Consider the following 12069-nt stretch of genomic DNA (forward strand, 5'->3'; position numbering starts at 1 on the left):
CCTTTCTCTTAAAATTATTATACTTAATCCTCTGCCTTAATGGAAGCAGTTTCCCAAATAAATTTTACATTTCCTTTGACACCATCTGCTGTTCTGGTAAATGTGTTATATTCATTTCCGGCATCCAGCACTGCATCTACTTTATCCAAGAGCTCTTTCAAATCTCCGTTGTAAGCATCCGCAAGTTTCTCAATTGCCTGCTCATCAAACTGTGCCATTCCATCTGCCAGTGTCTCAGAGCCATCCTCTAACTGGTCTACACCATTTATCAGAAGGTCTGTTGCACTCTTCAAAGAAGTCATTCCTGCATTCAGTTTGTCATTATTTGCAACTAAGGTATTTGCTCCGTCTGCCAGCTGTTTTGCACCATTGGTCAAATCTGTAATTCCCTGTGAAAGTGCGCCATTTACAGAGCTGTCTAATGTATTAACACCTGCTACAATTCCATCGTCACCATTCAGGCCTGCATCTAAGGATGCTGCTCCAGTCTTTAAGGTTGCAAGCTGTGTATCATCAAACTGTGCAAGTCCTGCCTGTACCTGAGCCAGTGCCTGTGCACCACCTGTAGTTCCAAGCTTGGTTGCAACTGCTGAAATATTCTGTAACTGGGCTGCATAAGCTGTGCTTAAGCTATTGAAATCAACCGCACTGCCTGCCTGGGTAGTTACTGCTAAAAGTGCTGCATTGGTTGTATCATCCAGCATATAAATATTAGCATCTGCATTAACCGCCTGTAATCCGCCACCGGTTGCTGCTACTACCTGTGAATAGGCACCGTTTAATGTACTTCCCGGGGTCTGTAACTGCTGTAATACTGCAAGATAATTTACTGCTGCACTGGTATAATCAGTCAATGCGGAAGTAAATGCTGCCTGTGCATCTGCTGAAGATGCATAAGCATCCATTCCTGCAAGACTGCCATTTACAGTAGATTTCAAGGTTCCGATTCCATCTACCAGCTGGGCAACTCCACCATTAATCTGTGTTGCACCGGCTCCTGCCTGCTGCACACCAGTCTTTAATGCAGATACACCACTTGTCAGTGCCGGAGCACTTTCTGCAAGCTTTGCAATGCCGGAGTTTAAGGTATTTGCACCATCTGCTACTGCAGATGCACCAGAAGTATAATCTTTCACACCAGACTGTGCTGTTCCAACACCAGCTTTAAATTCTCCAAGACTGCTCTGTAATGTTTTCAGTCCGTCGGATAACTCGCTGCTGCCATCTACCAACTGGTCAGATGCATCAGTCATCTCATCTATTGTATCGGATAATACAGATAAGTCAATATCTCCATTTACATTCATTTCAGAAAGAAGGTTGCTGGATGCCATGGATACTGTCATGTCCAGTGAGAAATCTTCTACATCTGCAGTTACTTCTACATAATCCGGGAACTGGACATCATCACCAAGGTCAGCATCATCAATACCAAGGCTTTCTTTTAAACCTGGCATTGTGATTCCTACCACAATATTGTTTTTTCCATCAGAAATTACTTTTCCATTGGTAACTTCTACATTCGTGAAGTTATCATTTAATACCATTCCGGTTACAACAGAGAACGGAACATAGACATCTGTGGATTTGCCATCGATAGTCTTTGTTGTCTTCGCATTATTGGTAAATTCAAAACGCATGGTAACTTTTCCGCTCTTTCCGGCTAAATCCTTTGGAGCAATTTCTTTTCCATCCAGATAGTAAGTAATTTTCTGGGTAATCGGGGCTTCTTTATCCGTAGTACCCTGATAGAAGATATCATTTCCCTGTGCATCCCAGGTTACTTTATCTCCATCCTGTTTGAAGGTCTCATCGCCTTTTACATTCTTGATATCCTTTAAATCAGATGCGTCCTCCAAAGTATCTGCATTCTCTTTATTCTTTAACCAGTCGCTTACGATGGTTTTATTTACGGTACCATCTGCATCTGCAATCATATATACTGTTTCATCTTTTCCGGTTTCTTCTGTTTCCTTATCGGAATTCAGAAGATTTCCCAGCTGGTCTTTTAATTCCGATTTGGTTTCTTCTGCGTCTGCATTTTCTGCATCTGTATCCTCCGTAGAAGCTTCTTTCTCAGTAGTCTCCTCTGATACGCTTTCGGTAGATGGCTTTGCTGCATTTACCTGCCATACGCCATAACTGGTTCCAAGCATTGCCACCATCAGCACACCTGCGATTACACGAATCGCATATTTATTTTTGAATTTATTCTTTAATTCTGAAAATTTCATTGTTATGTCCTCCTTCTTAATCTATACCGTTTTGTTCTTGTTGCGGAAACCAGCACTGGTTACGCAGATTACTTTATCAAATATCATAAACAATGAAGGTAGTACAAAGATTACAACCAACATACTAATCAGTGCACCTCTTGCCATCAATGTACATAAGGAACTAATCATATCGATATCAGAATAAAGTCCTACACCAAAGGTTGCTGCGAAGAAACTTAATGCGGATACGATAATGGACTGGATGGAGCTCTGCAAGGCACTTGTAATTGCTTCCTTCTTCTCGGCTCCCTTATATCTTGCTTTTTTATATTTATTGGTCATCAGGATTGCATAGTCAACCGTTGCACCCAGCTGAATGGTTCCGATTACGATGGATGCGATAAACGGAAGCTGTGTACCGGTGTATGCCGGAATACCCATGTTGATAAAGATTGCAAAGTAAATTGCAGCTACCAGGATAATCGGCAGTGATATAGATTTAAATACAACTGCGATGATTACGAAAATTGCTCCGATAGATACTGCACTTACGACTTTGAAGTCATGGTCTGTCGTGGTAATCAGATCCTGCGTACATGGTGCTTCACCAATTAACATGCCATTTTCATCATAATTCTTAATAATGCCGCTGATGGCATCACACTGTGCATTTACTTCATCTGATGCTACTTTATACTCGGAAGTAATCAGCAGCAGTTCATAATTTTCATTTTCCAGCTCGCCACGGATAGAATCCGGGATGACATCTCTTGGAATTGCCGGTCCGACGATTGCATCCAGACCAAGTGTTGCCTTTACACCATCCACATCATCGATTTCATCAATCATCTTCGATATGGTCTTTGGCTCTAAGCTGCTGTCTACTAAAACAATGTGGGTAGCACCCATATCAAAATTTTCTTCCAGCTTGTTATTTGCTGCAATACTTTCCAGTGAATCCGGCAATGTACCAGCCAGATCATAATATACGTTCGTATTGTTATAACCCCAGATTGCAGGTCCTAAGATTACCAGGAATAAAATAATGAATATGTAATAATGGCTGGTAATCCAGTTTGCGATATTTCCAAGGTCCGGTAAGATAACACGATGCTTCGTTTTCTCAATCGCCTTATCAAATACCAGAATCAGGGATGGAAGGATGGTTACGCAGGCGATTACACCGAAGATAACGCCCTTAGCCATTACCACACCAAGGTCAAGTCCCAAGGTAAAACTCATGAAGCATAATGCAATAAATCCGGCTACTGTAGTAATGGAACTTCCGACTACAGAAGTAATGGTATTTGAAATTGCATGTGCCATGGCACGATTCTTATCTCCCGGAAACCGTTCCTGATTCTCCTGATAACTGTGCCACAGAAAAATGGAGTAGTCCATGGTAACACCAAGCTGTAAGACTGCCGCCAACGCCTGCGTTACATAGGAAATTTCCCCTTTTATTACGTTACTTCCCAGATTATATACAATTGCCATTCCGATACTTAATAAGAAGAACAGTGGAATAATTGCGGAATCCATGGTCAGGGAAAGTACCAGAACAGATAACAGTACTGCAATCAATACATAAAACGGAACCTCTTTGTTGGTCAGATCCTTAATGTCTGTTACAACTGCTGACATACCACTTAAGTAACACTGTTTTGTTGTGATTCCACGAATCTCTTCAATGGCATCCATTGTCTCATCTGCTGACATGGAAGTATCAAACAAAACCGCCATCAGCGTGCTGTCCGATTCATCATTGTTGAATATGTCATAAATTTCATCCGGCAATACGTCCATTGGTACGGATAAGTCTGCCAGTGAATCATACCATATAACAGATTTAACATGGTCTACATCTGCAATCTGTTCCCGAAGGGTGGAGATATCTTTATCTTCCATACCTTCAATGACACATAGGGAAAATGCTCCTGTACCGAACTCATCTACCAGAATATCCTGTCCTTTCATGGACTCTAATTCACCTGGCAGATAGGAAAGGATATCATAGTTAACCCTTGTGTTAAAGTAACCAAATGCTGCTGGAATCAGTAAAGCAAAACTGATAATGAGTATCAGGACTCTGTGCTTTACGACGCCCTTTCCAAATTTAATCATCTCTTTACCATCTCTTTCTTTTTCATGTTTTTCTAGGTAAGAGTATAAAAAAAAAGACTGCATTCGAACATATGCAATCTTTTTTGGCTGTATCAATCCAATATACAAATTGTAGAATCTGTAACAGTTGCTATACATATCTGCCAATTTGTATATTAATTATCGCCTATAATATCTGCGATAGAATTGCGAATCATATAATTATAAATATCCGACATCTCTTTTGCAGGCATAGACATTCCACTTTTTATCCAGGTAATTACCAGAAAACATAAGGACTGGGCATGATACCGGGCAATCCGCTCTTTTGTAAGCCATGGCGACGGAATCTTCTTATCCAGATTCTTCTCTTCCAATACTTCTATCAATGTTCCCGTAATACATTCCTTTACAATATCTTCAAAAGAATTCTGTCCCTCTAAGCGGCTTGCTTTGGTATAGAAATCTTTTTCTTTTTCAATACCAGCAAATATAATAATTAACGCCTGATCAATCATTCCATTCTGAATCAACGGCTTTACCGGCTCTAATAATTCAGTCCGGATAATCCACTCTAACAGTTCATACTTATCCTGAAAATGATTATAAAAAGTCGGACGGATAACTCCCGCTTTATCAGTTATCTCCTTGATTGTAATCTTTTCTATAGGTTGCTTGATTGTCAGCTCTTTTAGGCTCTCCGCAAGCAGTGTATCGATTGCGTTCCTTCCCTGATTCGTCATAACTTCCTCTCATCTTCCTATCAAACAGCCGTCTAAACGACCAGTCGCACTATGGTGATACTTCTTGCTTCCTTATCATTCTTAAGGTCTATGATTTCTCCTGTATCACAGACTTTTACAATGGGGCGAAGCACAAATCCCTGATAATTATGCTTTACTACTGCCATTCTGCCATCAGAAAGTTCCACTTCACAGCCTGCCGGATAGACAGCCACCCAGCGTAAAAATACTTCCACCAGCTTCGGATCAAACTCCGAACCGTTCATTGCCATTATATATTCAATGACATCTGCCGGCGGCATCGGATCACGGTATGGCCGTTTTGAAATCATGGCATCATACACATCTGCCAGTTTGATAATTCTTCCATAAATACTAATTTCATCACCGGATTTTCGCATCGGATAACCTTCGCCATTATAGCATTCATGATGTTCTAATACACCAAGATATACTTCCGGTGCGAAATCAAAATTATCCCTCAGGAACTCATATCCTAACTTCGGATGCTGTAATACGATTCTTCTTTCATCCTCGGTCAGTGCACGACGTGCATTTAATATATCTATCTCTAAGAATTTCTTTCCGATATCATGAAGTAATGCAGCGGTAGTAAGAATGCGGAGCTCATACTCATCCATTCCATAATGTGCTCCGATTACTGCGGATAAAATTCCCACATTTACAGAATGAAAATAAGTATAATCATCATAATTCTTAAGGCTCATCATGTTATACATTACTTCTTCATTTTCCAGAAGACTGTCCACCACCTGCATGACAGCTTCCCGGATCTGCCATTCCTGTTCACTGACATCTTCCTCTTCCATGCGGTCAACAAACAGATGATGTACTATTTCCAGGCTCTTTGAGTGAATAGACGGCTTAATTACTTCGGCAATCTCTATTTCTTCGGAAAACTTATCATCAATATAAAGACCCGGATAACCCATCTTATCCAGATTCTCTATCTGTTCCTGATTCAAAATCTGATGTCTGCCTAAAAGCATGACTCCCTGACCGTCTAATATGTCCTGAGCCAGTGCCATTCCGGCTTCCACCCTTTTTATTGGTAGATAACGCATCTAAATTGCTCCTCTTTGTCTTTTGTTACCCCACACGCCTATTCTATAACATTTTATCTGCGATTACAACTTTTTTACTCATCAAATTCTACCGTCACGAAAAAGCCCTTCGGTGTTTCCTTTACATCCACCACCGTCCCTTCGGTAGACTTCAGGCGTTCCCGGAAGGTATAATTTGCTGACATTGCAAATGCATTTCCAAGTGTATAGTAATAGGAAGTCGGCAGCTTACTCTCTGTCACCGGTAACACATCTCCTACTTCCAGTAACCCGGTTCTCTCCATTTTAAACTCCATCTGCCGCATTGATAATACGCCTCCTGATTATGCTTCTAAATTATTCATTTTCTTCTGAATCTTCTTCTACTGCTTCTACATCAATGGCTTCTGCCGCCTGTTTTGCCGCTTTGACAGCACCTGCCACACGATATACTACAAACAAATCACTCAGTCCGTCATAAATCAGTGCAATTCCTACGATTACCATAGCAATCTGTACCATCTCGATGGCTTTCCAGATTAATAATATTCCGAATGCAAAATTAAGAATTGTAATCAAAAGCAGGATTCCCCATGCTGTGTCACCATTCTGCTTTGCTTCGATGGTCATCCGTAAGTCTTCCAGACCATGCATCAGCAATACGACTCCGATTACTACCGGGAATATCTTTGCAAAGTTCAATGGCTGTACCAGAATCCATACCCCCAAAATAACCAGTGCAATTCCGGTTGCCAGTCCCAGCCTGCTTTCGAGTTTATTTCTCATATAAGAAATAATATGTCCGATTCCCATCACGCATAAAATAGCTGCCAAAATATAGCAAAGTACCTTTGTTACCTGCGCAGGCCATATCATAAGAATAACTCCCAGTGCCACACAAAGAATGGCGGATAATATAACATCTGCTTTGATTCTCTTTAATGTTTCCCTCATAATAAATACGCTCCTTCCACTTGTTTTTTTATTTCATTTCTTTCCTTTATTTTGCAGTAATATCTGCATAGGCTGCTCCGGTTACTGCCACTAAGTCTGCCGGAGATAATGCCATGGACGTGCCGATTCTTCCGCCACTGATATAGATTTTATCAAACTGTTCCATGCTTTTATCCAAAATGGTCGGGAACTGTTTCTTCATTCCAAGGGGGCTGCAGCCGCCTCTTACATAACCGGTAATCTTTGTAATATCTTTTACATGAATCATTTCTACGGATTTCTCGCCGGCCGCTCTTGCTGCCGCCTTTAAATCCACCTCTTCTGCAATCTGTACCACAAAGACATAATATGCCTTGCTTTTTCCCTGCATGACCAGTGTCTTATACGTCTGCTCCACCGGTGCTCCGGTAAGCTCTGCCGTATGCAGTCCGTCAATAAATTCATCACATTCATAATTTAAGATTTCATATGCCACTTTATGCCGGTCTAAAATCCGCATGGCATTAGTCTTTACTTCTTTTCCCATGGTTTTATGCTCCTTTTGGGTTCTTTACTTTTTTGAAGGTCTCTGTTTTAACAACTACAGCTTCCGTATCGGAAACTTTTTGCATGTTACTCATCCGCTCCATTCACATAGTTTTCTAAAAAAGAATGTTTTACCCCATCTTTCTTATAAGCGATAATGGTACTTAAATTTACATTTTCCACACTGCGGAAGATATTATTTTCCACATATGGATTCACTTCTTTTAATCTGGCAATCAGCTGTTTGATTTCCATCCGTTTTGATACGGTACGTCCATCCGGGTCACAGGTGGTACAGGTATCGGTAAAATGGCAGGCACACTGGATAAAATGCAAATCATTATAATCTCTCCAGTGCTTGATATCATCCTCCCGGATTAAATACATTGGACGAATCAATTCCATTCCTTCAAAATTCGTGCTGTGAAGCTTCGGCATCATGGTCTGTACCTGTGCACCATAGAGCATTCCCATTAAAATAGTCTCAATGACATCATCATAATGATGTCCCAGTGCAATCTTATTACAGCCTAATTCCTTTGCCTTACTATATAAATAACCGCGGCGCATTCTCGCACACAGATAGCACGGAGAATTTTCAATCTCATATACCGCATCAAAAATCTGTGTTTCAAATACCGTAATCGGAATCTGCATCAGCTCTGCATTCCGTTCAATCACTTTACGGTTCATCTCACTGTATCCCGGATCCATCACTAAGAATACCAGTTCAAATTGGAATTTATTATGCCGCTGCAATTCCTGAAAGAGCTTTGCCATCAGCATGGAGTCTTTACCACCGGAAATACATACTGCCACTTTGTCTCCCGGCTGCAACAGTTCGTATTCATTGATTGCTTTTGCGAATTTACTAAAGATTGCTTTATGAAATTTCTTGCGGATGCTCTTCTCAATTTCCTGACAGCGTTCCTCTTTCTCTGATGTTTTCTTCTGGAAACTGTCCAGCAGATATGCGCCATAGCCGCCCTCTAAGCTGACTGCATCAAAACCTTCTTCCCTTAGTCTTTCCGCTACTCCGATACTGTTGATTCCTTTGGCACAAAATAGTATCAGACGCTTGTCTGCCGATAGTTCCTCTTTTCTCAAAAGAATCTCCTGCTCCGGCAGATTGACTGCTCCCCTGATACTTCCATAGCGGAAGGCATCCTCATTTCTGATATCGATTAACTGGTATTCCCCAGTCTTATATTCTTTTAATTGTGCCAGATTAATCTCAGTATCTGCCATGCTTCCGCTCCTTACTTTCAATTTTTCTCTTATTTTATACTAGGCGTTTTCTTTTATCAATACCTTCTGTTTCCATTTTCCGCTCCGCCACCGTAAAATCATTCCCACTGCCCGGACACATTCATCCATTGCCATACCGATATATGCTCCACAAACCAGCAATCCTAGATGAATTCCGAAGAAATAAGTTCCCCCCACCGCACACAGGTACATGAATATCGCAGCAATCACTGTAGTAAATACCGCATCACCGCTGGTCTTTAAAGCATTTCCGTATACCAGATTAGTCACCCGTCCAATTTCAAGGACAATATCGATTGCCAGCAGCTTTCCAACCAGAGATACCATCTGTGGGTCATCCGTAAACATCCGTATCAGCCAGTGGGACGATAATGCAAAGATGCTCTCCAGTATCGTCGCAACAATTACGCCTACAACTGCTGCTTTTCTGGTTCCTTTATCACAGGCTTCATAATCCTGTGCACCTATCCGCCAGCCGACCATAATTGCATTTGCCTGGGCTAACGCTGCACCTACGCAGTAAGAAAAATTTGTAATCTGCATGGCATAGGAACGGGCTGTTACGTTCATTCCATTGGCATCCATCTGATTTAAGAAACGGATAATCAAAGTCATTGCCACATTATATAGTGCTGTTTCCAAGGCAGAAGGCAGTCCGACCTTGACAATCTGTCCGAATACCACACGGTTCTTAAGCCTCTCCTTCTTCTCCTTCGCATGAATATAATAATGTCCGAAGCAGATTACCAGGCCAAGATTCAATACCCTTGAAATTACTGTTGCTGCAGCAACTCCTGCTACTCCATAGTGGAACCCAAAAAGGAATACTGCATTTAAGATAAGATTTAAAATGTTGGCAGATACCGTTGCCACAAGAGGCTGTCTGGTATATCCAAACGCTCTTAAGTAGCTGGAGAAAATCGGAATCAGTGCGTTTAAAATGCATCCGCCTCCCACAATCCTAAGATATGTTTTTGCATACTCCATCAGAGAATCTGCCACACCAACCGCTGATAATATCATTCCTGACTGGAAGAACAAAAATACCGCAAGAATTGCTCCTACAATGGCGTTAAATAACATGCCAAGCTGTCTTGCCTGATATGCAATCCCCTCTCTTCCGGCACCGATATACTGCGTCATAACCGCAATCATTCCGGCTGAAATAACAGAAAACATAATGATAAAAATACCTATATAGGTATTGGCTGTTCCAACAGCACCGACTGCTGCATCTCCCACAGATGAAAGCATCAGTGTATCCACCATGCCGGAAAGCATATAACATAATGTTTCCAGGCAGATTGGTACAAACAATTGTCCAAGAGTTTTCTTTTGTTCCACGTTTTGTCCTCTTTCTTTTCTTTCGATAGTTCTTTACATTTTATAATTTATCTTTTTGAATGGCGTCTGTGTAGTCTGCCAAGACGGGATGCGGTATCAGGGTGTAAGTAGTATCTGGAATTTGTTTTTTCGTTGTCTCTGTTCCGGCAACCGGTGCAAAGTCACATCCCTGTTCCTATGCACCTCGCTGGTACATCCCTGTACCAGCGTTGCCAGATAAAGAACAAATTCCAGATACTACTAACAGCCCCGATAAGCATCCCTGCTTTGGCAGACTACACAAACGTTTATCTAAATAGCAAGCTGCAAATAATAATAAAATCAATAGCTATGCGCAATTACAAGAAAATCCTGCGGACGCAAATGTAACAAACTTACATTTATTTTTGGTCTGCAGGATTTTATTTTACTGCGCTATCTGACTTTTATGCTACCGGCTGTTCAGACTGTTTATCATTCATTACCAGCTTCAGCAGAATCGGGGTAATCAATGTTGTCACGATTACTACCAGTACGATTGGTGCGAAGAATCTATCATCTAACATGCCGCACTGATATCCCTTCTGGGCAACAATTAACGCAACCTCACCACGGGAAATCATTCCGACACCAATCTGTAATGCTTCTTTATTTGTATAGCGGCAGAACTTTGCGCCCAGTCCGCATCCAACCACCTTGGTCAGTAAAGCAATAACTAAAAGGATAATGGTAAATCCTATCATAGAACCTGTCATTCCGTCTAAGGATGTCTTAATACCGATACTTGCGAAGAATACCGGTGAGAAGAATAAGTAAGACGGGAAGTTGATTCTGTCTTTTACATATTCACCGTTCTTCATGCTGCAAAGCATCAGTCCTGCGAAATATGCACCTGTAATATCTGCAATGCCGAAGAATTTTTCTGATATATAGGATAATAAGAAGCAGAATGCCAGTGCAAATACAGTAACACGTCTTTTCTGACCTTCGCTTTCAATTAATGGTTTGCATTTTGATACCAGGAAGAATAAGATTCCGATTACAATAAAGTAAAGAACGATCTTAACCATAACAGTAACCGGATTTACGCTGGTATCCTTTAAGCTCGTTACAATGGTAAGTACAATAATTCCAAGAATATCGTCAATAACAGCTGCGCCAAGAATGGTTGTTCCGACTCTTCCCTTTAAACGTCCCAGTTCACGCAATGTTTCTACTGTAATACTCACAGATGTTGCTGTCAGCACAACTCCGATAAAGACAGATTTCAATACCTCCTGATAATCTGCAAAATCTGTATGGAAATACAATGCATACCCTAAAAATCCACCAATCAGAGGAACAATAACTCCGATTAAAGCAACGATAAAGGATGCCAATGCATTTGCCTTGATTTCTTTCAAATCAGTCTCCAGTCCTGCGGAGAACATCAGGAAAATAACTCCGATTTCAGCTGTAATTTCAAGGTATACTCCGTTGGTTCCATCCAGTGTGATAAGTTTTAATACAGATGGTCCTAAAATAATACCGGCTGCCAGTGCTCCTACTACTGCCGGCATATGCACTTTTCGTGAGAAAAGTCCTAATACTTTTGTTGAAATTAAAATAATTGCTAAAAAAAGCAGAAATTCATAAGATTCCATAATATGACCTCTTTCCTTTCTTCTCTTGTTTTTTCTTTTTACATTCTCCTAAACCCGGAACTATGTTAACTCTTTTTGTGGGTAATAGCAATACATTTTTTCTTTTTTTGTTACTTAATATTTATATATTTTCCAGAATTTTTTGTTACTTTTTCACAATTAAAAATCAGTCCTTCTTTTTAGCATGAAAAAACAGCCCTTCCGGACTGTTTTTTCGAGGAGTTTAGTT

General features: G+C 40.8%; 10 protein-coding genes. All 10 read right to left on the minus strand.

Translation table 11 applies throughout. From position 1 onward, the window contains the following. Window positions 1–23: 23 nt before the first annotated feature. The 10 genes from DXB43_RS06540 to DXB43_RS06585 all read right to left on the minus strand — a co-directional run bounded on the left by DXB43_RS06540 (window position 24) and on the right by DXB43_RS06585 (window position 11840). Window positions 24–2234 (minus strand): hypothetical protein, encoded by a 2211-nt coding sequence (locus tag DXB43_RS06540; RefSeq protein ID WP_117947121.1) that lies wholly within the window; start codon window positions 2232–2234, stop codon window positions 24–26. Between the two features lie 21 nt (window positions 2235–2255). Next, entirely contained in the window at window positions 2256–4340 is a 2085-nt protein-coding gene (locus DXB43_RS06545; RefSeq protein ID WP_117947235.1) for an efflux RND transporter permease subunit, read from the minus strand. 155 nt (window positions 4341–4495) lie between these two features. Further along, window positions 4496–5062 carry a TetR/AcrR family transcriptional regulator C-terminal domain-containing protein gene (locus tag DXB43_RS06550; RefSeq protein WP_022242980.1) on the minus strand — a complete coding sequence of 189 codons (567 nt, stop codon included), beginning with the start codon at window positions 5060–5062 and terminating at the stop codon, window positions 4496–4498. A 32-nt stretch (window positions 5063–5094) separates the two neighbouring features. Further along, window positions 5095–6147, minus strand: coding sequence for an HD-GYP domain-containing protein (locus DXB43_RS06555; RefSeq protein WP_117947122.1), 1053 nt, complete (start codon window positions 6145–6147; stop codon window positions 5095–5097). A gap of 74 nt (window positions 6148–6221) precedes the next feature. Beyond that, window positions 6222–6452, minus strand: coding sequence for a hypothetical protein (locus DXB43_RS06560; RefSeq protein ID WP_022242978.1), 231 nt, complete (start codon window positions 6450–6452; stop codon window positions 6222–6224). Between the two features lie 31 nt (window positions 6453–6483). Then, window positions 6484–7080 (minus strand): HdeD family acid-resistance protein, encoded by a 597-nt coding sequence (locus DXB43_RS06565; protein ID WP_117841639.1) that lies wholly within the window; start codon window positions 7078–7080, stop codon window positions 6484–6486. 46 nt (window positions 7081–7126) lie between these two features. Further along, window positions 7127–7606, minus strand: a complete 480-nt coding sequence (ybaK, locus tag DXB43_RS06570) for a Cys-tRNA(Pro) deacylase (RefSeq protein ID WP_117841638.1) — start codon at window positions 7604–7606, stop codon at window positions 7127–7129. 86 nt (window positions 7607–7692) lie between these two features. After that, on the minus strand, window positions 7693–8853 hold the full coding sequence (locus tag DXB43_RS06575; RefSeq protein WP_117947123.1) for an ATP-binding protein: 1161 nt from the start codon (window positions 8851–8853) through the stop codon (window positions 7693–7695). 39 nt (window positions 8854–8892) lie between these two features. Further along, entirely contained in the window at window positions 8893–10218 is a 1326-nt protein-coding gene (locus DXB43_RS06580; protein WP_117947124.1) for an MATE family efflux transporter, read from the minus strand. Between the two features lie 425 nt (window positions 10219–10643). Beyond that, the gene (locus tag DXB43_RS06585) at window positions 10644–11840 is read right to left on the minus strand and encodes a cation:proton antiporter (RefSeq protein WP_117947125.1); all 1197 of its coding nucleotides are present in this window, start codon (window positions 11838–11840) and stop codon (window positions 10644–10646) included. Window positions 11841–12069: the final 229 nt, after the last annotated feature.

Source organism: Roseburia sp. OM04-10BH, assembly GCF_003462605.1.
Taxonomy (GTDB): domain Bacteria; phylum Bacillota; class Clostridia; order Lachnospirales; family Lachnospiraceae; genus Roseburia_C; species Roseburia_C amylophila.

What these genes read in the sequence shown, in the direction of transcription:
- DXB43_RS06540 (WP_117947121.1), bottom strand. Translation starts at nt 2,234, where the DNA reads ATGAAATTTTCAGAATTAAAGAATAAATTCAAAAATAAATATGCGATT.
- DXB43_RS06545 (WP_117947235.1), bottom strand. Translation starts at nt 4,340, where the DNA reads ATGATTAAATTTGGAAAGGGCGTCGTAAAGCACAGAGTCCTGATACTC.
- DXB43_RS06550 (WP_022242980.1), bottom strand. Translation starts at nt 5,062, where the DNA reads ATGACGAATCAGGGAAGGAACGCAATCGATACACTGCTTGCGGAGAGC.
- DXB43_RS06555 (WP_117947122.1), bottom strand. Translation starts at nt 6,147, where the DNA reads ATGCGTTATCTACCAATAAAAAGGGTGGAAGCCGGAATGGCACTGGCT.
- DXB43_RS06560 (WP_022242978.1), bottom strand. Translation starts at nt 6,452, where the DNA reads ATGCGGCAGATGGAGTTTAAAATGGAGAGAACCGGGTTACTGGAAGTA.
- DXB43_RS06565 (WP_117841639.1), bottom strand. Translation starts at nt 7,080, where the DNA reads ATGAGGGAAACATTAAAGAGAATCAAAGCAGATGTTATATTATCCGCC.
- ybaK (WP_117841638.1), bottom strand. Translation starts at nt 7,606, where the DNA reads ATGGGAAAAGAAGTAAAGACTAATGCCATGCGGATTTTAGACCGGCAT.
- DXB43_RS06575 (WP_117947123.1), bottom strand. Translation starts at nt 8,853, where the DNA reads ATGGCAGATACTGAGATTAATCTGGCACAATTAAAAGAATATAAGACT.
- DXB43_RS06585 (WP_117947125.1), bottom strand. Translation starts at nt 11,840, where the DNA reads ATGGAATCTTATGAATTTCTGCTTTTTTTAGCAATTATTTTAATTTCA.